Below are 22,097 nucleotides of genomic sequence, written 5' to 3'. Positions count from 1 at the left end.
AAATGACTGCCATATACGACAAACTATTATCATTATTTTATGTTAAAACTCCCCAATAAGTTAAGCCAGTTGTTCGGCAAAGGCAACAAGTCAAAAAAGAACGTGATTACCACGCACGAATCGCATGATCGGGGCAGCCATGATGATCAAGAGGTGAAAGTAAAACCGCGCCATCCGATCGCATCGCCCAATCCTTATCGCCGCGTGTCTGCCAAGGGCTTGTCACTGGCGGTAAAGCCTACTGTCATCGGTGAAGCACCCATCATCGATAACGAGAATCCAACTTTCTATGTGATTCGAGATTATTCACGTTCGAACAGTTTGCTTGTGGGCATGATGACAGATGAATTGGATTTGCCGTCAGCGCTGGCCGAGATTCATTCGCGCGGACTTGATGAGTCATCTGCGATGGTGTTCTTGCATGGGCGCAACAAAGAACGCGAGAGCGTGTCGCCACGTCTTGAGCGGCTGGTCAAGGCATGCCTTGATAATCCTGAGCTGGATGTGAATCTGGTGCCTGTAACGATTCTATGGGGGCGCGCTCCTGACAAAGAAGAGTCGATGTTTCGCCTGTTGATGGCGGATGAATGGAGCTCGCCGAGCATCCCTAAGCAGCTATTTAACATTGGCGTGATGGGGCGTGATACCTTTGTTCGATTCTCTGAAGCCAAATCCTTACAAAAGCTCATCACGGATGCCAAAGCAGGCGTTGGCGATGATTTGTCACGCACGATTAATCTAAGACTAAAAGGATTCTTGGATAAGCAGCGCACTAGCATCGTCGGGCCTGACTTATCAGACAGGCGCAATGTGGCAGGTGAGATCCTGTCATCGCCAGTGGTGCAAGCCGCCATCGAAAAAGAAGCTGCCGAATCAGGCAAATCCATCAATGCCGTCAAAAAAGAAGCATCGGGATACCTAAGCGAGATCGTCAGTGATTATTCGCATTCGGTGCTTAGGTTCTTTGATCATTTCTTGACGTGGCTGTGGACACGACTGTATGACGGGGTTGAAGTGCGTAATTTTGAGCGTGTGCGACAGCTTGCCCCTGATCATCAGATTGTCTATGTGCCTTGTCATCGTAGTCACATGGATTATCTGCTACTGTCCTATGTGATCTATAAGCGAGGTCTTCGCATTCCGCACATCGCAGCTGGCGAGAACTTGAATATTCCTTTATTGGGCGAGCTGCTGCGTAACGGCGGTGCGTTCTTCATGCGTCGTAGCTTTAAGGGTAATGCGCTGTACAGCACGGTATTTAAAGAATATGTGCACAGTCTGATGCAGCGTGCGGCTCCGATGGAATATTTCATTGAGGGTGGTCGTTCGCGTTCGGGTCGTCTATTACCGCCGAAGCTTGGCATGCTTGCCATGACGGTGGGCAGTCACCTGCGTGAACCTGCCAAGCCTGTCGTCTTTATTCCAACCTACATCAGCTATGAGCGAATCATGGAGGGGGCGACTTATGTTGGTGAGCTTAAAGGCAAGCCAAAAGAATCTGAGAACTGGCTAGGGCTACTAAAAACCGCACGTAAGATCGAACGTATCTTTGGCACGGTGCATTTGTCATTTGGCGAGCCTTTGCATTTGAATGATTTTATGGAGAAATTCTCTGTATCTGCCAAAGACAACAGCGAAGAGAACACCAAGAACACGCACGCAATGGTGCAGAACTTAGGTGTCAAAGTCCTGCAAAACATCAATAAATCTGCGGTCGTAAATCCCGTATCGCTCATTGCATTGGCGCTGCTATCTACACCTAAGTCGGCGCTTGATGAAGATCAATGCATCGAGCAGATCGCTCTGTATCAGCGCATCGCTCGTGCGCTGCCGTACGATGAAGACACGCACATCACCGATCTGCCGCCGAGTGAGATTCTGGCTTATGGCGAAAAGCTAAAACTCATCGAGCGTACGCCACATGTGCTTGGCGACATGATTCGTGTGGCGGACAAGCAAGCACCGCTGTTAAGCTATTTTAGAAATAACATCTTGCACGTGTTCATCATGGCGAGTTTCTTGGCGGCTCTGGTGCAGCGTAATGGACGCATTTATCGTGAGAAGCTTGATGCCATCACCACATTGATGTATCCGTTTTTGCAGGCGGAATTATTCTTAAACACTGCATTAAAACACATTGAGAATCTAACCGATGAGACGTTAAGTGTACTCATCGTTGAGGGCTTGATTGTGGATCTGGGTAATGGCGTGCTTGGCGTACCAGAGACCAACTCGCCAAGTTATCAGCAGCTGTTGGTGTTAGCAAGTCCTGCCCAGCAGAGCCTTGAGCGTTATTTCATGGCATTGGCGTTATTGTCCGAGCAGGGCAGCGGTCGCCTAACCACAGAGCAAGTGGTTAATCTGTGCCACGTGCTTGGTCAGCGCATCTCGGTGCTGTATGCCGATGATTTGCCTGACATGTTTGATAAGGCGTTATTTACAAGCTTTATCGACACATTAAAGCGCTTAGATTATGTCAAAACGGACGAATCCGGCGTGCTGATTTTTGATAAGCGTATCGATAAAATCGCCCAAAATGCCAAATTCGTGCTCAATCCTGACATGATGCAGCTGCTGCGTCATACTGCAAGCCTTGACAATGCTGAGATTGAGACCGCGATTAATGAGATGAATAATAAGCGCATCTTTGGTAAATCTAAGCGATAAAAATAATGCATTATCTATGCGTCCTTGATGATGGATGATGTCATAAAAACAAAAAAAGAGCAGGCTTTTTGGTCTGCTCTTTTTTGATGGATGGACTAACTAGGGGGCAAGACGTTCTTTTATCCAAGCATCATCATCTAAGCGATAGCGAATGCGATCGTGTAGGCGTGATGGGCGACCTTGCCAAAATTCAATCGCATCAGCACGCACCAAATACCCACCCCAATGTGGTGGACGTGGCACGTGTAGGGGGTGTTTGACCCCAAATAAAGCCGCGCGTTTGACGATGACTGACTTATCTGAAATGACTTGGCTTTGCTCGCTTGCCCATGCGCCAATACGACTGGTGTAAGGGCGGCTGTCAAAATATTCGTCAGAGGCTGTCTCATTTAGGTATTCCGCCATGCCCTCGATGCGCACCTGACGTTCAAGCTCAGGCCAAAAAAAGGTGATGCTGATGAATGGATTGGTGGACAGCGCCTTGCCTTTGCGGCTGTGATAATTACTAAAAAACACAAAGCCATCATCGTTGACTTCTTTTAGTAGTACCATGCGGCTACTGGGGCGACCATTTTCATCGACGGTGGCGATGTTCATGGCGGTCGGTTCGTTCACTTGGGCGGTGATGGCATCGTTCAGCCACGCCTGAAACTGCATCAATGGGTCGGCATGGCAGTGCGATTCGCTCAGTTCTTGCTTGCTGTAGTCTTCTCTGATGTCGTGCAGATTCATGATAATCCTTATTTAAATTTAACCACGCCCACGCCATCATGGCCGTCTTGTTCACGCATGGCGGCTGTTTCATCAATGGTGGGGCGACGTTCGCTGTGGTCGCAGGCGGTGCACTCAATCCATTCGTCAAACTCAGGCTCGAACACCTGTATCTGAACGATGGCATCCATGGTGCGGCATTTTGGGCAAGCCACACCTGCGAGGAATTGGCGTTTTGGGCGGGTTGATTGGTAACGCATCACGCCACCTCAAAGCCGCTATGACGTAGCAGCGCATCGATCTTCGCCTCACGCCCTGCAAAGGCGGTGAAGTTCTCTTTGGCGGTGCGTGAGCTACCCATCGCCAGAATGCTGTCATAAAATGCCTTACCAATCACAGGGTTGATGACGCCTGTATCGCCGGCATGATCTTCAAACACACCAAAGGCATCTGCCGACAGCAGCTCCGCCCATTTATAAGAATAGTAGCCTGATGCATAGCCGCCAGCAAAGATATGGCTAAAGCTGTTTGGGAAGCGGTTATTGCTTGGCGGCATGATGACAGCCACTTCATCGCGAACCTGATTCAATGTGGTCATGATCGCTGCATAGTCTGTCAAATTACCCGCATGCATGCGCAAATCGAACAGGCCAAATTCAATTTGGCGCAGTGTTTGTAATCCAGATTGGAAATTTTTGGCGGCAAGCATTGCATTTAGCTTGTCATCAGGCAGTGGCTCGCCTGTCTCAACATGGCGGCTGATTTTGGCGATGCCTGCCTTATCCCAAGCGAAGTTCTCCATGAATTGACTGGGCAATTCGACCGCATCCCACTCTACACCGCTGATGCCCGACACATCGGCGATGTTGACACGAGTCAGTAGATGATGCAGTGCATGGCCAAATTCATGGAATAAAGTCAGCACTTCATCATGGGTCAGTAGGCTTGGCTTACCATCCACCGCAGGCGAGAAATTTCCCACCACAAAGCACACAGGCAGAGTCTGGCTGCCGTCTAGTCTTTCGTGTTTGCCCTGAAAGTCTGACAGCCATGCACCGCCAGATTTGCCCGCGCGTGCGTATAGATCAATGTACGCGCCACCGATCAAGCCGTCTTTGCCATGCACTTCATAGAACTGCGCATCCTTATGCCAGACAGGCGCATCTTTGGCAATAAAGCGCACGCCAAACAGCTCATGAATTATGTCAAACATGCCATTTAGCACCACAGGCACGGGGAAATAAGGGCGAATCGCTTCGCTGTCTAGGCTGTATTTGGCGTTTTGAAGTTTCTCGCTGATGAACGGCACGTCCCAAGGCTGCACGTCTTCGATGCCGAGTGTCGTGGCGAATTCTTTTACTTCTTCTAGGTCTTTTTGGGCGAATGGTCGTGCCTTATTAGCCAAATCCAACAAAAAGTGTTCGATCTCATCATGGCTGTCTGCCATCTTAGTGGCAAGGGATAGCTGGGTGTAATCTTTGAAGCCTAGCAAATTGGCTTTTTGTGTGCGCAATGCCAAAATGCGCGTCATGATGTCGCTGTTGTCAAATTTGCTAGGTTTGTCGTCTTTTTGACCTTCGAATGTCGATTCTGCGGATGCGCGGGTGTTGTAGGCGTGATATAGAGTCTCGCGCAGGTTGCGATCGGTGGTGTATTGCATGACAGCCAGATACATGGGGGTGTCTAGGGTCGCGACATAGTCGGTGGGCAGGGTTGCATCTGGGTGTTTGGTTTTATGGTTGTCGCCTGCCGCCTTTAGTAGGGCAAGACCGCTTGGGGTGATGCCATCTAACTGCTCTTGGGTTAAAGGCAGGGCGAACGCGCCTGTGGCATCCAAGACATTGTCCGAAAACTGAGCAGACAGCAGCGACAGCTCGCTTTGGATTTTGGCGAATTGGTCTTTTTTGTCATCAGGCAGGCTAACACCAGACAGATCAAAACTCTGTAGCGCCAAGAAAGTTGCGCGCACACGGGCAAAGTCACCGCTGCCTTTTAGGTCGTTTTGTAGGGTCTTGTACAGATCATATAGGGCTTTTGATTGACCAACTCGCACGCCAAATTCGCTTAATCTTGGCAGAATTTCATGATGTGCATGGCGAATCTCTTCGTTATTCATCACGCTATTTAGGTGAGATAGCACCCCAAAAGGCCGATGAATGGCATGGCTTAGGGTGTCAAATTGATCAATGATGGCAAGCGGTTCGCCATCCATGTCCATCTTGCCAGCTTCTAAGTCATCCAAAAAAGCATGGGCAGCGTCTAAGGCGTCGTGGGTCTCTTGGGTGAGGGCTTGTGGGGTGGTTTTATTGAAATCCACCAAATGTAAGCGCTCGTCAAAATCTGCGCTATTAAAATTAATACTCATGGGCGTTCTCGCTTTTTGTGTTGTTGTCAAAATTATAAGGGCGGACAAGGGCTTTTGCAATGTTAGCATGCCAAAAAGCAAGGCTGATTACAAAATTTAAGATGGCTAAAATTTGTTCACAAAAGATAACTATTGTAAAAAATTTGTCATAAATCTTTGCATAACACCACTATAAGATTGTGGGAATAGCTGTTATATTGGGTTTCAAGTAGTGGGGAATTTGACTACTTTGGCAGGCGAGAAGCCTGATAAATAATGCACTATAAGAAGGAAACCTATCATGACCTTATCAATGAAATCTACCCTAAAACAGCTTCGTGGCGTGACCGCAGATCCTGCGCTTTCTGTCATTGTAAAGACACATCGCACCCACCCTGAGAACGAACAAGACCCTATCGCCCTAAAAAATGGACTGTCTGAGGCGGCAGAGCGTCTGGCTAACGAGTATGACAAGCGCACCAGCGATGCGATTTTGGGTAAAGTGGAAGAGGCGCTAACAGATTACGACCATAATTATAATCTAGACAGCTTAGCGATTTTTGCGACGGCGGATGAGGCTAAGGTATTGCGCTTGCCAGTTGATGCCACACCTCGCGTGGTTGTTGATAAGAAATTCGCCATACGCGACTTTATGCGTGACCTAGCGCACTCGGTGCATTACTATGCTCTCGTGGTGACTCGTACACATGCCAGACTGATTGAGGCAGTGAATAACCGTGTCGTGCGTGAGTTTGATGATACAACGCTAGAGCAAGCCGACATGCAGAATCTGACGTTCCCAATCGATAATACTTCGCTCTACACCACCAGTGGTGCGGATCGCTCTGCAGCATCGAATGAGGATAATTATCTAAAAGAATTCCTAAATCGTGTTGATAAAAGCGTCCAAGAAGTGATTGGTAAGTCTCAGGACAATGTATCGCTATTCGTTGTTGGCGATGCGCGTAATATCAGCTTCTATAAAGACGTATGCGACCGCCCTGACATCATCGCAGGTTCAGCGGATAACGTCACTGACCTAGAGAATGGCTCGGCTCAGCACATTATTGACAGCCTGAACGAGTCAGTCGAAGCTTATCGCGCTTCTCGCCATGAATCTAGCCTAGGCGAGATGGAAGCTGCCCGCGGCAACAATCTGCTACGCACCGATTTGCAAGCGATCTACCAAGCGGCCTTCCAAGGCATCGGCGAGCGTCTATATGTACGTATCGGCTACATTCAGCCTGCGGTGGTTGATGAGGCGAACCAGAGCATCACACTAAGTGATGATGCAGCTGCTGACGGTGTCACCGATGATGTGGTGGGCGAGATCATTGAGCTGGTCAGCGCACATGGCGGTGAAGTGGTGTTCTTACCAAAAGAGATCATCGCAGATACTGACATCGCACTGGTGACACGTTACTAAACCAAAGAGCTGGCAATGATTAAGGTTTAACAAGCCCAGATAAAAATTGCCAAACTCACAAACCATGCTAAAATGACGCAATATTGATTGCGTCATTTTTAATTGTATGAATCCGATTACCGTTATTAGTTATAATATCCACAAAGGCATGTCGCCGATGAATCGTCTGGTCAAGCTAAATGGCATGGCGAATGCGCTCGCCTCCATTGACCCTGATGTACTGTGCTTGCAAGAAGTACAAGGACAGAACTTAAAACGCGCTATGTCATTTAATGAATACCCTAAGCAGTCTCAGCATGAATGGTTTGGTGAATATCTGGCTTTAAAAGACAGCTATGGCAAGAATGTGGAATATGAGCATGGGCATCATGGCAATGCAGTGCTGTCTCGTCACCCACTCGACCCTAAGCATAATGTAAATATCACAGTTAGCCGTCTTGAGAAGCGCGGCGTACTGCACTGTGAGATCCATCCTGAGGGCTGGGAGAGACCTGTGGTGGTGTTGTGCGCGCATCTAAATCTATTGCACCGTGATCGCATCAAGCAATATCAGGCGATCATTGATTATATCGATGGCGTGATTGGCAAGGATGTGCCGTTAATCTTGGCTGGTGATTTTAACGATTGGAGTAAAAAATCCACCCAAGTGTTGGAATCGCTTGGCATGACTGAGGTTTTTCATCATTTGCACGGGGTGTATCCTGCCACTTATCCTGCCAAGCTACCAGTACTGAGCCTAGACAGAATCTATGTGCGTAATTTACAAATCCACCGCGCAACTGTTCATGCGGGCATGCCGTGGTCGAATCTGTCCGACCATTTGCCAATCAGTGCAGTACTGTCTCTTTAAATTAAAAACCGCCCAAAAATTGAGCGGTTTTTGTGGTTTATTCGACTGTGACCGATTTTGCAAGGTTTCTTGGCTTATCCACGTCTGTGCCGCGCACCAGTGCGACATGATAGGAGAGTAGTTGAACTGCGATGGTGTGCACGATCGGCGATAGCACGCCCACATGGCGCGGGGTGCGAATGACGCGTACATCATCAGTCTCGGTGAAGTCGCTGTCAAGGTCAGTCAAGACGAACAACTCGCCACCACGTGCGCTGACTTCTTGCATGTTGGCTTTGACCTTGTCAAGCAGCTTGTCATTGGGGGCGATGACCACCACAGGCATATTTTCATCAACCAGCGCCAATGGTCCATGTTTAAGCTCGCCCGCAGGATAAGCCTCGGCATGAATGTAGGTTAGCTCTTTTAGCTTGAGAGCGCCTTCTAGGGCAATCGAATAATGAATGCCGCGACCTAAGAACAGAGCAGATGGCTTGGTGGCGAATTTTTGTGCCCATGCTGATAACTGAGGTTCTAGGTTAATGGCATGCTGAATACTGCCTGGCAGCAGGCGTAGCTCTTCAGAGAATTTCATAACGTCAGCTTCGCTAATGTGACCGCGAAGCTTGCCCAATGTCACAGCCAGACCGAATAATATCACAAGCTGCGTGGTGAATGCCTTGGTGCTTGCCACGCCAATCTCCGCACCAGCACGAGTATAGATGGCAAGAGAGCTGTTACGTGGTAGGGCAGATTCTAGGACGTTACAGATGGATAGACTGTGTACATGACCTTGAGCTTGAGCGTATTTCAACGCCTCCATCGTATCGAGTGTCTCGCCTGATTGACTGATGGTGATGATCAGCTCCTTGGGGTCGGCGATAACGTCACGATAGCGATATTCGCTGGCGATCTCAACATCACAGCGGATCTTGGCGATCGATTCCAACCAGTATTTACCTGTCAGAGCGGCATAGTAAGATGTGCCACACGCCAGAATCTTAATGCTGTTGATTTCGTTGAAGATGGCAGGTGCATTCTCGCCGAAGTTCTCAGGAATAAAGCCGCCATCCAGGAAGATCTCTGCGGTGTCAGCGACAGCTTTTGGTTGCTCGTTGATTTCTTTTTGCATGAAGTGACTGTATGGACCAAGCTCAAGGCTTGCTAAAGATAGCTGAGAGGTCTTGACTTGGCGCTCAGGCGTGTTGCCATCTTTATCTAGTAGGGTGCCAACGCCATCTGCGGTTAAGATTGCGATGTCGCCATCTTCTAGGTAGGTGACTTGACGAGTAAATGACACTACTGCCGATACATCAGATGCAATGAACACTTCGCCTTCACCAAAACCAATCAACAGAGGGCATCCCATGCGTGCCACAACCATCTTAGTGGGGTCGTCTGGAGTGATGACGGCGATGGCGTACGCTCCGTGAAAACGCGAGCAAGCGGTCTGTACAGCGCGATAGAGATTGCCATCATTTTTGGTGTATTCGTGATGAATGCTGTGAGCGATGACCTCGGTGTCAGTCTGTGATTCAAATTCAAAGCCCAAAGCCTCTAGGCGAACGCGCTCCGCTTCAAAGTTCTCAATGATGCCATTATGCACCACAGCAATCGTGCCGCCTGAGATGTGCGGATGCGCATTAGGCTCAGTTACGCCGCCATGCGTGGCCCAGCGCGTGTGACCGATGCCGATATGACCGAATAATCCTTTGGCTTTGGCAGCCTCCTCCATGAGTGCCACACGACCCACGCGGCGCACGCGTTTGATTTTATTCTCTTCTTCGCTAAATACAGCGATGCCAGACGAGTCATAGCCACGATATTCTAGGCGTTTTAGACCGTCGGTCAAAAAATCCACCACATTAGCTTGGCTACGAATAGCCCCAACGATACCGCACATATATTGTTCCTTAGTATCAAAAAATCTATAAAAATGGCAAAATTACCCTAACAAAACCAATATCACGGATGCTTTTTATTGGCGCTAATATTATAGTGGATTTTGGGATGGGGTGGAAATGATTGCCATCAAATATTACAAAAATAAAACACCGCCAATTGACGGTGTTTTAAGACAATTAAAATTATAATAAATCCCAGTTGTCTCTGGCAGGATACACCACTTTTGGGGCGGTGAATTCTTCTTGTTGGGCTTGGAGTTTCTTGCTGCGATTCACCAAAAAATCAAGCAAGTGATTGCGGATGCGATAATAGCCTTGGTCGTGGTGGATGTGTTCACGAGTGCGCGGATGAGGCAGGGTATTGACCACGATTTCTGCCAGTTTTGCTTGTGGGCCGTTACTCATTAAGAAAATGCGGTCAGCAAGCAAAATCGCCTCATCGATGTCATGGGTGATCATGAATACCGTCTGCTGGGTTTTCTCGATGATGCTCACCAGTTCATCTTGGATGTTGCCGCGCGTTAGGGCATCAAGCGCCCCAAATGGCTCATCCATCAGCAGCATCTTAGGCTCGGTGGCGAAGGCGCGCGCGATACCGACACGTTGCTTCATGCCGCCTGACAGCTCTGATGGCATCTTGTGTATAACGTTTTCTAGTCCCACCAAAGACAAGTAGTGGCGGATTTTTTGTTCTTTTTCGTTCTTTGAGATGCCTTTGTAGCGCGCATCAATGGCAAAGCCAATATTATCGGCAACTGTCAGCCACGGCAGTAGGGCGTGCGACTGAAACACTACGCCGCGCTCAAGGCTGGGTCCGACCACCTCGACACCCTCCATTAGGATTTGACCGCCTGTTTGATGTTCAAGTCCTGCTAAGGCATTTAAGATGGTGGATTTACCGCAGCCAGAGTGTCCGATGAGACAGATGAATTCGTTCTTCTTGATGTCGAAATTGACCTTTTCAAAGACATTCGGTGCATCTTTAGCGTAGCGTTTAGAGAGATTTTGTACACTGATTAATACGTTGTCAGTCGTGTTGTTAACATCATTCGACATAGCTCACCTTTTTTTGTAATAATGCAAATAACCAATCGAGCACCATGCCGACCACGCCAATGAGCAGCACGGCAAAGATGACATTCACGATGGATAAGTTGTTCCATTGGTTCCATACAAAATAACCAATGCCTGTACCGCCTACGAGCATTTCAGCAGCGACAATCACAAGCCATGCAATGCCCATAGAGATGCGCATGCCGGTGACGATGGTGGGCGCAGCAGCAGGTAGGACGATTTTTTTGGCGGTGGTGAGTGGATCAACTTCAAGCGTCTTGGCAACGTTCAGCCATTCTCGGCGAACACTTGCCACGCCAAAGGCGGTGTTGGTCAGCATCGGCCATACCGAACAAATAAAAATCACAAAAATGCTTGATAGATTTGAGTCTTTGATCGTATAAAGGGCGATCGGCATCCACGCTAGGGGCGAGATGGGCTTTAACAGCTGCACAAAAGGCGAGATGGCTTTATCTAGAATCTTACTCATGCCAAGCACATAACCCAGTGGAATGGCAACCAATGCGGCCAATAAGAACCCCAGCAGTACCCTGCCAATTGAATAACCAAGCTGAATGCCGATGCCTTTGTCGTTCAAGCCTTTGTCATAAAATGGATCAGACAGATGCTCGATGGCAGTGGCAGCGAAGCGTTTTGGGCTGGGAAATTCGCTCTCGGTACTGGCGACGACGGCACCTGCGGGTGTGTGCTCAGGAATGTTGCCCATCAGTACTTCGTATTCTAAGGCGATCGGGTCGGTGGGTGCGGTGACTTGTGTGGGCAGAGTCGCCGCCTGCCAGATGCCAAGCGTGACGAGCACGATAAAGGCGGTGACGAGATACGCCTTGGTTTGGGTGGTTAATTTATTAAATAAACTCATTGTTTTTACTTATTATGTTATTGTGCGCGAATGGGAAAGCTTGAGATGTATTCATTAGGGCGACTTGGGTCAAAAGGCTTGCCCATGACGGTAATGGATTTTTCGTCGCTAAATTCATAGCCCATTGCTTGCATTTGTTTTTTGGCATCGGTCAATAAGAATACTTCTTGGGCGAGTTTTTGGTAATCGACATCGCCTTTTAGATAGCCCCAGCGCTTCATTTGCGTGAGCATCCATACCGCCAAAGACTCCCAAGGCATGGCGTTAAAGCCTGTGCGATCTGGCACGTCTTGGACTTTGCCAATGCCATCAGCGAAGCGACCTGTTAAGCTTTGGCGAATCACAAGCTCTGGCTGGTTTAGATAGTTGGCAGGCGATAAGATCTTGGACAGCTCTTTTTTCATTTCAGGCTTATTCGCCATGACGTTGGCTTTTAGAATCGCGCGATACATCGCTAGGAATGATTGCGGATTGTCATCGATAAAGTTTTGGGATGTGCCAAAACTGCAACAAGGATGACCGTTCCAAATATCACGGCTCAATGTGTGAATGTAGCCTGCCTTATCCCAGACGGCGCGTTGGTTGAACGGCTCAGGCCCAAAGAAGCCATCAATGTTGCCGGCTTTTAGGTTGGCGATCATGTCGGGCGGTGTGGTTAAGCGTAGTTTCACGTCCTTATCTGGGTCAAGTCCGTGCTCCGCCAGGAAATAACGCAGCAGATAGTTGTGAATTGAGTGCTCAAATGGAATGGCGAAGGTCATGCCTTTCCAGTTTCGTGGGTCGCGATTGTCTTTGTGTTTTAGAGACATCACGAGGGCTTGACCGTTCACGTTTTGGATGCAGGCGACTTTCATGTCTTGCTTGGTAGAGCCTAGACCCAGCGTGATGGCAAGCGGCATTGGCGCCAGAAAATGCGTAGCGTCCAGCTCGCGATTCATCATCTGATCGCGCACGAGCGCCCAGCCAGCACGCTTGACCAGCTTAGCATTGATGCCTTGCTCGGCATAGTAGCCCAGCGGGTCTGCCATGATGAGCGGCGTTGAGCAGATGATCGGGATAAAGCCGATGGTTAAGTCTTTCTTCTCGGGGTTCAGTCGATCGGCTGCGGCGGCTTCCTGTAAGGCAGATAATGGCAGAAGGCTACCAATGGCTGCCATTGCAGTGCCAGCGCCCACTGCCTTTAGGAAGGCTCGGCGAGTCGGCTCATGAGGGAACAGTGCTCGCATGGCGGCAGCTTCAACAAAATCGGCAGCAGCTTGCTCGGTTTGGGAGTTTAGTTGTACGTTTTGGTTTAATTGTCCAAACGCACTGGCGCGGTCGCAGTCAGCTTGGGTGCTGTGCTGCCCGCATGTGCAGCCAAGACGCGAATTAGGATCATAAGGACGAAAGATATTGCTCATGTTAACTTTAATAATATTCTAAAATCGGAAAATAAAATCAGCCGCTATTATAATAAAGAATAACGGCTGACAATATATGCCAAATTGTCATATGGTTATGATGATTTAGCTTTGAGGTGATTTTAGTAGAGCTTTTGCAATCACTTCACCAGCATCGTCCACCATCTCAAGCGACAGCTCGGCAGGGTTATCCTTGATGATGCGCCAGTCGCCATCAGCTCTAGGATTGCCATTGGCGGTGACATTGATGCTTTTGTTTTTTAGGCGAATCATTGGCGCTTTGTGTTCGTAGCCTGAATGTGCCACACCTAGGATTTCGTGAGCGATGGCAGTTGCTTGGGCGCGATGCGGCGCAACATAACGACAAGGCACGCCATCGATGCTAATGCAGTCGCCTAGAGCATAAATGTGCGGCACGCTGGTCTGTAGGGTGTGCTGATGCACGGCAATGCCTGTGCGCTTGTTGAAGTCAACACCTGCACGTGTTGGCAGTCGTTCATCCACCACCAAGCCTGTCGCGACAATCACCTCATCAAATGATAATGTGCGAGTGCTATTATCGTTGCAGTCTAGCAGTGCGATCTCATAGCCTGATGGCGTGACTGCCACATCATTGACCATGCTAAAGCCCAGCCAGGTGATGCCTTTGGCGGTGATGGCGTTTAGGATGCGCTCACCTGCTACTTTTGGTAAAAATGCTGATAATGGACGTGGGCTGACATCAATTAAGCTAACCTGATGTCCGGCGTTGACCAGATCCTCAGCCAATTCAGTGCCAACCATGCCCGCCCCGATGATGGCGATGTTTTTGGGCTTATTGTCGCGCGCTAAGGCTTTTTGTAGTGCGTCAAAGCGACGAAGGTTATTGACATGATGAGCGACGTCTTTGGCGATGGTTGGCGGATAAGCAGGCGCTGCTCCGATCGCAAGCACCAAATCATCATAGCCGACATCACCGCGTGTGGTGTGCAGGGTTTGTGTCTCGGTGTCAATGTGAGTGACGAAAGTGTTCGCCAACAGACGAACGTGGTTGTCTGTGGCAGATTGCACGGCGCTGGTGCGCACCAGATCGGCAGGCGTCTTGCCTTGTGAGATGGCCACTGATAGCATGGGCTTATGGTAGCGATCACCTGAGTCGCCACAGATAAGCGTGACAGGAATGTCTTTATCCAAGGCGCGAACAGCGTCAACCACACTCCAGCCAGCCAAACCAGCACCGATGATGACGATGCCTTTTTTATGGCTATTAAAAATCGGCGTGGTGATGTTTAGAGCCTCTTCGGTGTCGTCATAGGGTTCAAAATCGCTTTTTTTGACACCACATAATGGGCATTGCCAATCGTCAGGAATGTCCTCAAAGCGTGTCCCAGCGGGCAAGCCATCTTCTGGATCGCCAAATTCTTCGTCATAAATATAGCCACATGCTAGGCAGATGAATTTACGCCAAGCGCCGCGTCCGTCAGTGGGTGTAGTCATGGGTTGCCTTTTTTGATTGTTTGAATTTTGGGCGACTGGTCGATTTTGATGTGATCATCGACCAGTCGTTTTGATTGTTATTTGAATGTTTAATTTGAAATATAATCAGATGTGAAACTCAATCTCACGGCGCACGTTCGGCTCACTCATCAGCTGATGCGACAGATAGCGCAAATGCTTGATGGCAGGCGTAACGATGGCGACGAACTGCGCTTCACGCAGACGACGCTGCGGCGCTGCGCTCATGAGATAGCCCTTGGCACCTTGGTGGAGCATGGCGGCTTGGGTGGCTTTTAGGCTAAGCATGCCGCCTTGGGTGCGCACATCCAGCACATCCAAGAAAAAGTCCGTATGCGTCTCAAATGGCGTCTTGGCAAGCTCGGCAGTACGTGCAACCAGACGATCCAGTTCGTCTTGCAGGGTGCCTGCTTGGTCTTCCAAGAAAGCGTTACTCACCGCAGTACCTTCTTTGACGTCGTCAATCGCGCCCATAATGATGCCAGCGCCGATGCCCATCTGCATCAGGACGAATGCACCGCGAATGCGCTTGATGAAGTCCTTACAAGGCAGGGCGATGATGTCATCCGTGCTGATCGGATAATTTTGTAATTCGATGCGCCAAGTGCTAGAGCCTTCCATGCCTGAGAAAGTTGGGCATGCGTGTAGCTCCCACTTGCCCGCGCGTTCTTTGTCAAATTGTAAAAAAAAGAACACTTCATCGTCTGTGCCTTCAATCTGTGCCACCGCGCCGCAGTATTGATCTGGTGCGATGTGGCTGATCCAAGGTAGGGTGCCGCTGATGCTATAGCCTTGCCCGTCTTTTTTGGCGACAAGTCGCATGCTTTCGATGTTCGCCCAAGTTTTCATGGGGTTAGATAATGCCGTACCGCCAAAGGTATTGGCGATGATATGGTCAGGTAGAATGCGCTGTTTTAGTGTGGTGTTGTCCGATTGGTCAAGGTATAGCCCCATCACCTGATGACACCATGTCAAAAAGCCTGTTGTACCACAGACACGACCCACCTGAGCATTCGCCAGAATCGCTAAATCAAGGCGGTTGCCGTATTCATTAAGGTGTGGCGCGAACAATCCTGCCTTGCCCAGTACGCTCATCTCCGCCAGTGGGTAGTAGCCTTTGTCGATGTCGATGACTTTTGGACCAAGATGAGTGTTGGCTAGGCTTTGGATTTTGTCCAAAAAATCTTGTTGATTATTAAAATTAAAACTCATGATGGCGATCTCTTTTTTTTGGTGTTTTGTTGTCTTAGTGGTTTAAAAATAAATTTGCTTATTCTAAAACGAACTAAATTACCCTAAAAATCTAGCAATTTATTATAAGTCAGCTTGGTTGAGCGCGCATTTTCTATTTTGGAATATGTTCAAAAAAATCAGGAATATGAAAATTTTTGCCAAAAATCGTTCACTGATTTGCAATTTGGCAACCCATCCCCATTTATCTGTAAATTCTACCAGTTAAGAAGTAAATCATGAATGATGTGAATCAATCCACCCAGTATCGCCAACGTTTTTTTATTGAAGGGTCGCCTGTGCGCGGCGATGTCGTGCGTCTTGATGAGGCGTATCAAAATGTCATCAATAAAAAACCTTATCCTGCGGCCATCAAGGCACTCTTGGGTGAGATGCTCGTGGCCGCCAGCCTATTAATCGGCACGCTGAAGATTAATGGCAGGCTGTCAGTGCAATTACAATCATCTGATGAGAACAGCCTGTTGTCTTGGGCGATGGCAGAATGCGATCACACAGGGCAAGTGCGTGCTTTGGCGGGGTTTCACGACAGTGATGAATGGCAGCAGAATACCACCAGTCAGAGCGCCTTTGCTAAGCTGGGACAAGGCGTGCTGTTCATCAGCATCCATCCAGAGCGTGGCGAAGCGTATCAAGGCATCGTTGAGCGAGTGAGTGATGATTTGGCGGAGTGCTTGGCGCATTACCAAAAACAATCCGCCCAGATCCCAACTCTGTTGAAACTCGCCACGAGCGATGGAAGTGCAGGCGGTATTCTGGTGCAGCTATTACCACAAACAGAAGAGGACCGTGAGAACGACCCCGATCTGTGGGAGCGCATGAGCGCCCTGACCATCACCATTAAGGGTGAAGAGCTGACTGATCTGGCGGCGGATGAGATTCTGTATCGCTTATATCATGAAGAAGATGTGGTGATCCCAGAGCCAAGCCAGCTTGAATTTGGCTGTACCTGCTCTAAAGAAAAAAGCGAGGGCGCAATCTTGCAACTAGGCCATGAAGAGGCACTACACGCGCTAGATGCTCATGGCGGTAAGCTGTCATTGGACTGTGGATTCTGTGGACAGTCGTATGAATTTAACCAATCCGATGTCGATGCGTTATTTGTATAAGTAAAACCACAAAAAGAGGGCCTAGCCCTCTTTTTTATGTGCTAAATCATCATACCTGACACGAGAATTATACCCATCATCACCCATCAGTCCAATCTGTAGAATATCCATCACTTTTTGCCAATCCTTCAAGGCCTCTATCTCGTTGAGATCTCACCCTTTTTTAGGTAATATTCGCCTGCATGTAGCGCCATCGCAGCATAGCTGTCTGCATGAAAATCCCAATCTAAGTTCGGGTCTTGGTTACTGGCGTACGCCAAAAATCGATTCTTGACCAGTGTATGCATCTCGCAGCGAAAATTGTGCTTGGGCGTTTGAATTTTTAGTAACGCCAGGGCGAGACGTCTGTCTTGATGAGTCAATGATTCGCGAGCTTTAATGCTTTTTTGAGGGTTCTTGCCAAATCTCAAAAACAAAAACTGCTCATAGCTGCAGCGTATCTCGGCGATGAGCTTGCCTGTTAAGTCGCTTTTATTAAAGTAATACTGATAAAAGGTGGAGCGAGTAATCATCGCTGGTGTGACGATGTCTTACACGCTGATCTTATCGTAATCTCGTTCGTGCAATAGGTCAACGAAGGCTTCTTTGATGGCTTTTTGGGTGCGTTTGGGACGCAAATCGGTGGTCATGGCGATGTTCCGACAATTTAATAATTATTGTTGGATTGTACAATATTTTTATATTTTTGTTAATAAAAGTACATGCTTTTAAAAATATTGGTGGTTGAGTTGCGGTCATGGGTTATTTAAAATTAACAATACTCAGAATTTTATCGGAATTTTATCGGAATTTTATTGTGAAAAAACTTCTACTTGCCGCATTCATCTCTGCTTTTGCATTAAGCGCTTCAGCCTCAGAGCCAGCCCAATCCAAGTCGGCACATTTGCTTGCGCCTGAATATCAGGATTTGTCAGCATTGACAGCCTTGGGTAACTTAGATGCAATGATCGCTCAGGCGGATCTGGCTAACCCTGATCAGACGCGTGCCATATTACAAACAATCAACGCTGACTTGCTAAAGCAGAACCTAGCCACAGCGCCCCAAGCCATGAGTAAATTGACCGCCCGAAGGCAGGTGATCAACCTGCTGTGGACATGTATGTCTTTGAACCTAAGGTTTAGGCTGACAAGTCGCCGGTGATTTATTTTATTCATGGCGGTGGTTATTTGGTGGGTAGTGCCGTATAGCAGAACGCTGAGCTGTTCGAGCTTGCCGAGCAGGTGGGTGCGGTGGTTGTTAGTGTGGAGTATCGTCAGGCGGGCGATGCGCCTTTCCCGGCGGATATTAATGACGCTTATCATGCCTTGTCTTATGTGTTTGATAATGCAGAGAGTTTGGGCTTTGATGAGGATAAAATCATCATTATGGGTGAGAGTGCTGGCGGTGGTCTAGCGGCACGACTTGCCCTAAAAGTGCGCGATCTAGGTGAGTATCAGCCTGCCGGTCAGGTGCTTATTTATCCGATGCTTGATCATCGTACAGGTACAGCAGAGTCGCCTTATGCTAATGATTATGCGGGCGAATTTGTGTTGGAAACCTGAATACAACCGCTTGGGCTGGGGCCATTAAAGGGTGGTCAGGACATCAGCGATGGTGATCTACCCTATTATTCTGCGAGCATGGCGAAGGAGCTAAAAGGTCTGCCAAGAACTTATATCATGGTCGGTGGTTTAGATCTGTTCGTGAATGAAGACATTGATTATGCCAATCGCTTAATAAAAGTAGGTGTGGCAACTGATCTACAAGTCATCAATGGTGTGTATCATGCCTTTGAAAAGGTAAATCCAACATCACCGTAGACTAAGGCCTATCATGCCACGCGTACTGAGGCGATCAAAAGAATGTAAACCCATGAGTGTGTCTCGTTATCCTGTGCTTTGGATCTTTGTGCTGGTGGTATTGATCATGCCATTTTTGACGCCGTATTTACCAATGGCTTGGTATGTCGAACATGGGCTGATGGAGAATCTGCAATGTGCACTATTAGGCTTAGCAGCGTTTGGCTGTCTGTACGGCTACACACGAATGCAAGCGCAGACGGATCGCTGGGTATGGCTTGGCATGGCGATGGTATTTTTGGTGTTCGTTGTTCGTGAGACCAACATGATGCGCGGTGTGCTGTATGATGCTGATGCGATATGGTTTGGTGTTCATAATCGCTTGTACGGCCGAACTTTGATGGGGGTTATGGCGATGGCTGCGCTATCAAGCCTTGCCAGTGCTGCCGATATTGGCTTGGTTGCTATTGATTGGGTTTCAATATGTGGGCGAGCGTGGCAGCTTCGGTCTTGGCGATATGGGCATTATCCTAGAAGAAAATAGTGAGCTATTGGTTTATGTGGGTGCTTGGCTGATCTGTTGGCATTATGGCAAATTGCTATTAACCGACAAACCATCAACCTCAAAGGATGAAAAATACCCTGCCTATCATAAAGCCAATCTATTTAAATGATCAGAAGTCAAATATTACAAAAAGTGAGCGTGTTATGTTCTATGTTAGGGTGAATCGAGGCGAATTTAATCTAAAGCACATCAAGACCATCTGCGGTCGAGTATTGGTTTGGAATGAAGAGCATCACCAACTCAGCGATGATCAAATCAAAAAATTACAATACATCACTCAGCCAATACTCGATACCAACCAGCATCGAGATGAAATTTACAAGCTGTGTCTTGAGCTCAGAGACACTATTAAAGGCAGGGCATTACATTTCATGGTGGATAAGGATACAGACTGGCTATATTTTGGTGACGATGAAGGTCTGGCAGAAGCTAAGGCTTTATCAATTTAACCCCTAAATGAAAAAAATGGAGCATTTTATGAATCAAAATGTATTATTAACCCTATCTCCTGTAAGCAGTGAAGCTTACGAAGTCTTTAACGAACTAAAGGTCTATCGTCAGACAGCTGAGACCATCATCGCGCAGGCGGTACTCATCAAGAAACAAAATGGCGTGATCACCACGGTTGATGCTTTTAATGCTTACAGGAAATCAATAGCGGTATGCTGACAGGTGGTCTGATTGGTGGCTTGCTTGGTATTATAGGTGGTCCTTTGGGGATGTTGCTTGTTGGCTCATTAGGTGCACTCATTGGTGGCAATGTTAAGGCGGCAGAGTATCGGCGAAGGCGCGCTATTAGCGACGGTTACCGATCGCTTGGTTGATGGTGATGTTGCAATCATTGCTTTGGTTCAAGAGCGCAGCGAGGATGTGCTAAATGACTTTTTCAATCAGTTTAGCGACACCACGGTCAGCCGCTGGGGTGCTGTGGTTGTCCAAAAAGAAGTTCAAGAAGCTCTAGAAGCACAAAAGGACTTGGCAATCAAAGCGCGCGCAGATCTAAAAGTCAAAAAAGCCGAAGAGCGTCAAGACAATTGGGATGAATTTAAGAGTAGCCTAAAAGCCAAATTTGACGAATTGGGCGATAAAATCAAAAAAGGCTTGGAATAAGCATTAGAGTAAACAAAAAACACCAGTCACTTGGCTGATGTTTTTTATTAATTAGGTAGTGGTTGGCGGCACGTAGTGTTTGTGCTTATTGATATGGCCCTCGAATAGCTTAAAGCCAAACATGATGATCCACGCCAAAATCAAATAAATCACACCAGCGGCAGCGTACATCTCGATGTGCAGGTAGTTCTTAGCTGCAAGGTTCTTGGCGGTCAAGGTCAGCTCCGTGATCGTGATCGACGCTGCCAGAGCGCTGCCTTTTAGGATAAAAATCACCTCGTTGCTATAAGCAGGAATCATGATGCCAAAAGCGCGCGGTAGCATGATTCGGCGGATTTTTTGGAACTTTGACATCCCGATGGCATCGGCAGCTTCAAGCTCTCCTTTAGGGATGGCAGCGATGGCGCCACGCACGATCTCTGCGATATAGGCGGCAGTATTTAGTGTAAATGCGATGATGGCACACCAGTATGCCTGCTTAAATACCGGCTCCCAAAGAAAGCTGTCTTTGATAAAATCAAACTGCCCAAGTCCTTGATAAATCAAGAAAATCTGAATCAATAGTGGCGTACCACGAAAGAAAAAGATATACAAAAAAGGTAGGGCTTTGACCCAAAGGTGCTTAGATGAGCGCAGAAGCCCCAACACAACCCCAAGGATTAAGCCCAGTACACAAGACAGCACCACAAGTTCGATGGTGGTCACCGATGCCTTTAGCATGGTGGGGAGATGCTCGATGACGGCTTGCCATTGTAGATTCATGCCTTATCTCCTTGTTTTAACAGTGATTTGGCATAGCGAGCGGCAGGGTTGGCGCGCCATTCAAAATGTGTCATAAACAGCGTGACAATGGTGGTCAGTGCCAGATAGATGAGCGCGGCTGTGATGTAGAATGTAAAAGGCATTTGGGTGGTTTGGGCGGCGCGACCTGAGTAATACATGAGATCTTGAAGTCCGATAAGTGATACCAGTGCGGTGTCTTTTAGTAGCACCAAGGTTAGATTGCCGATACCAGGCAGAGCCACAAGCCACATCTGTGGCAGAATGATACGTCTGACAGTCTGCGCAGGCGCCATGCCAAGACTCTGGGCAGCTTCCCATTGGCCTTTTGGGATGTCTTGAACCGCCATGCGGAATACTTCGGTGGCATACGCGCCGAACATGATGGATAAGGCAGCCACGCCCGCCCAAAAGCGGCTCATGTCCACACGACCTGTGTGGCCAATCTGAGCAGCGACAAGCTGTATGATGGCATCACCGCCAAAGAAAATGAAAAATACCATGAGCAGCTCAGGTACGCCGCGCACGACAGTGGTATAAATGTCCGCGATGCGTTGGAGTAGCCATACACCCGATAGCTTGGCGGCTGCACCCAGTAAGCCAAGAATGAGACCAAAAATCAGACTAACGAAGCCTAACTGAATGGTGAGCCATGTGCCTTTCATTAAAATTGGGCCGTAGCCTTGTAGGTCAAACACGTTATTGCCTTATAAATGCCTTATCAAGAAAAGACGAACAAAAATCCATAAAAACGGCTTGGACGATGACAAAGAGATTTGCCAAGCCAAAACCGTCTAT

At 48.2% G+C, this 22,097-nt stretch carries 21 protein-coding genes and 1 pseudogene; 10 read left to right on the top strand and 12 right to left on the bottom strand.

The window, feature by feature from the left end:
- Nucleotides 1-39: 39 nt before the first annotated feature.
- Nucleotides 40-2,667, top strand: a complete 2,628-nt coding sequence (plsB, locus tag DYD54_RS10230; RefSeq protein ID WP_084260714.1) for a glycerol-3-phosphate 1-O-acyltransferase PlsB — start codon at nucleotides 40-42, stop codon at nucleotides 2,665-2,667.
- Nucleotides 2,668-2,766: 99 nt separating this feature from the next.
- Here plsB and pdxH read toward each other — a convergent pair whose 3' ends face one another.
- Genes pdxH through DYD54_RS10215 form a run of 3 tightly spaced genes read right to left on the bottom strand, consistent with a single transcriptional unit; the run spans nucleotide 2,767 to nucleotide 5,743 of the window.
- The gene (gene pdxH / locus DYD54_RS10225) at nucleotides 2,767-3,399 is read right to left on the bottom strand and encodes a pyridoxamine 5'-phosphate oxidase (protein ID WP_063514793.1); all 633 of its coding nucleotides are present in this window, start codon (nucleotides 3,397-3,399) and stop codon (nucleotides 2,767-2,769) included.
- A gap of 8 nt (nucleotides 3,400-3,407) precedes the next feature.
- Nucleotides 3,408-3,638, bottom strand: a complete 231-nt coding sequence (locus DYD54_RS10220; protein WP_046697275.1) for a YheV family putative metal-binding protein — start codon at nucleotides 3,636-3,638, stop codon at nucleotides 3,408-3,410.
- The gene (locus tag DYD54_RS10215) at nucleotides 3,638-5,743 is read right to left on the bottom strand and encodes a M3 family metallopeptidase (protein WP_063514792.1); all 2,106 of its coding nucleotides are present in this window, start codon (nucleotides 5,741-5,743) and stop codon (nucleotides 3,638-3,640) included. Before DYD54_RS10215 ends, DYD54_RS10220 begins: the two co-directional genes overlap by 1 nt.
- Before the next feature lie 280 nt (nucleotides 5,744-6,023).
- Here DYD54_RS10215 and DYD54_RS10210 point away from each other — a divergent pair, with 280 nt between their 5' ends.
- Together DYD54_RS10210 and DYD54_RS10205 are read left to right on the top strand one after the other, a co-directional pair.
- On the top strand, nucleotides 6,024-7,148 hold the full coding sequence (locus DYD54_RS10210) for an AOC03_06830 family ribosome hibernation factor (protein WP_228703557.1): 1,125 nt from the start codon (nucleotides 6,024-6,026) through the stop codon (nucleotides 7,146-7,148).
- Between the two features lie 106 nt (nucleotides 7,149-7,254).
- On the top strand, nucleotides 7,255-7,998 hold the full coding sequence (locus tag DYD54_RS10205; RefSeq protein WP_063514791.1) for an endonuclease/exonuclease/phosphatase family protein: 744 nt from the start codon (nucleotides 7,255-7,257) through the stop codon (nucleotides 7,996-7,998).
- 37 nt (nucleotides 7,999-8,035) lie between these two features.
- On the opposite strand, the gene glmS is transcribed toward DYD54_RS10205, so the two are convergent.
- The 6 genes from glmS to DYD54_RS10175 form a co-directional block, all read right to left on the bottom strand.
- Nucleotides 8,036-9,880 (bottom strand): glutamine--fructose-6-phosphate transaminase (isomerizing), encoded by a 1,845-nt coding sequence (glmS, locus tag DYD54_RS10200; protein ID WP_063514790.1) that lies wholly within the window; start codon nucleotides 9,878-9,880, stop codon nucleotides 8,036-8,038.
- A 184-nt stretch (nucleotides 9,881-10,064) separates the two neighbouring features.
- Nucleotides 10,065-10,937, bottom strand: coding sequence for an ABC transporter ATP-binding protein (locus DYD54_RS10195; RefSeq protein WP_063514789.1), 873 nt, complete (start codon nucleotides 10,935-10,937; stop codon nucleotides 10,065-10,067).
- Entirely contained in the window at nucleotides 10,927-11,814 is an 888-nt protein-coding gene (gene ntrB / locus DYD54_RS10190) for a nitrate ABC transporter permease (RefSeq protein ID WP_063514788.1), read from the bottom strand. Before ntrB ends, DYD54_RS10195 begins: the two co-directional genes overlap by 11 nt.
- Before the next feature lie 17 nt (nucleotides 11,815-11,831).
- Entirely contained in the window at nucleotides 11,832-13,214 is a 1,383-nt protein-coding gene (locus DYD54_RS10185) for an ABC transporter substrate-binding protein (protein WP_063514787.1), read from the bottom strand.
- A gap of 105 nt (nucleotides 13,215-13,319) precedes the next feature.
- On the bottom strand, nucleotides 13,320-14,690 hold the full coding sequence (locus tag DYD54_RS10180; protein ID WP_063514786.1) for an FAD-dependent oxidoreductase: 1,371 nt from the start codon (nucleotides 14,688-14,690) through the stop codon (nucleotides 13,320-13,322).
- 105 nt (nucleotides 14,691-14,795) lie between these two features.
- Nucleotides 14,796-15,920, bottom strand: a complete 1,125-nt coding sequence (locus DYD54_RS10175; protein ID WP_063514785.1) for an acyl-CoA dehydrogenase family protein — start codon at nucleotides 15,918-15,920, stop codon at nucleotides 14,796-14,798.
- Between the two features lie 257 nt (nucleotides 15,921-16,177).
- On the opposite strand from DYD54_RS10175, the gene hslO reads away from it, so the two are divergent.
- Nucleotides 16,178-17,065: an Hsp33 family molecular chaperone HslO gene (gene hslO, locus DYD54_RS10170; RefSeq protein WP_063514784.1), complete on the top strand. Its 888-nt coding sequence runs from the start codon at nucleotides 16,178-16,180 to the stop codon at nucleotides 17,063-17,065.
- A 137-nt stretch (nucleotides 17,066-17,202) separates the two neighbouring features.
- Here the strand turns inward: hslO and DYD54_RS10165 are convergent, their stop codons facing one another.
- A complete protein-coding gene (locus DYD54_RS10165) occupies nucleotides 17,203-17,577 on the bottom strand; it encodes a hypothetical protein (protein ID WP_063514783.1) in 375 nt (124 codons plus the stop codon).
- 284 nt (nucleotides 17,578-17,861) lie between these two features.
- On the opposite strand from DYD54_RS10165, the gene DYD54_RS11630 reads away from it, so the two are divergent.
- From DYD54_RS11630 to DYD54_RS10140, 6 genes and pseudogenes are all read left to right on the top strand, one after another.
- Entirely contained in the window at nucleotides 17,862-18,206 is a 345-nt protein-coding gene (locus tag DYD54_RS11630) for a hypothetical protein (RefSeq protein ID WP_063514782.1), read from the top strand.
- A gap of 59 nt (nucleotides 18,207-18,265) precedes the next feature.
- Nucleotides 18,266-18,865 (top strand): annotated as a pseudogene (locus DYD54_RS11855) (alpha/beta hydrolase).
- Nucleotides 18,866-18,917: 52 nt separating this feature from the next.
- Nucleotides 18,918-19,388 carry a hypothetical protein gene (locus DYD54_RS10155; protein WP_063514779.1) on the top strand — a complete coding sequence of 157 codons (471 nt, stop codon included), beginning with the start codon at nucleotides 18,918-18,920 and terminating at the stop codon, nucleotides 19,386-19,388.
- 164 nt (nucleotides 19,389-19,552) lie between these two features.
- The gene (locus DYD54_RS10150; protein ID WP_063514778.1) at nucleotides 19,553-19,858 is read left to right on the top strand and encodes a hypothetical protein; all 306 of its coding nucleotides are present in this window, start codon (nucleotides 19,553-19,555) and stop codon (nucleotides 19,856-19,858) included.
- 28 nt (nucleotides 19,859-19,886) lie between these two features.
- Nucleotides 19,887-20,078, top strand: coding sequence for a hypothetical protein (locus DYD54_RS10145; RefSeq protein WP_084260712.1), 192 nt, complete (start codon nucleotides 19,887-19,889; stop codon nucleotides 20,076-20,078).
- Between the two features lie 84 nt (nucleotides 20,079-20,162).
- The gene (locus DYD54_RS10140) at nucleotides 20,163-20,519 is read left to right on the top strand and encodes a hypothetical protein (protein ID WP_147285095.1); all 357 of its coding nucleotides are present in this window, start codon (nucleotides 20,163-20,165) and stop codon (nucleotides 20,517-20,519) included.
- Between the two features lie 51 nt (nucleotides 20,520-20,570).
- Here DYD54_RS10140 and DYD54_RS10135 read toward each other — a convergent pair whose 3' ends face one another.
- Both DYD54_RS10135 and DYD54_RS10130 read right to left on the bottom strand, forming a co-directional pair.
- On the bottom strand, nucleotides 20,571-21,281 hold the full coding sequence (locus DYD54_RS10135) for an ABC transporter permease (RefSeq protein WP_063514777.1): 711 nt from the start codon (nucleotides 21,279-21,281) through the stop codon (nucleotides 20,571-20,573).
- Complete coding sequence (locus DYD54_RS10130) at nucleotides 21,278-21,997, bottom strand: ABC transporter permease (RefSeq protein WP_063514776.1); 720 nt, start codon at nucleotides 21,995-21,997, stop codon at nucleotides 21,278-21,280. Before DYD54_RS10130 ends, DYD54_RS10135 begins: the two co-directional genes overlap by 4 nt.
- Nucleotides 21,998-22,097 lie beyond the last annotated feature (100 nt).

It is taken from the genome of Moraxella ovis (assembly GCF_900453105.1).
GTDB lineage: Bacteria > Pseudomonadota > Gammaproteobacteria > Pseudomonadales > Moraxellaceae > Moraxella > Moraxella ovis.
This window is presented reverse-complemented; position numbering and strand designations above follow the sequence as displayed.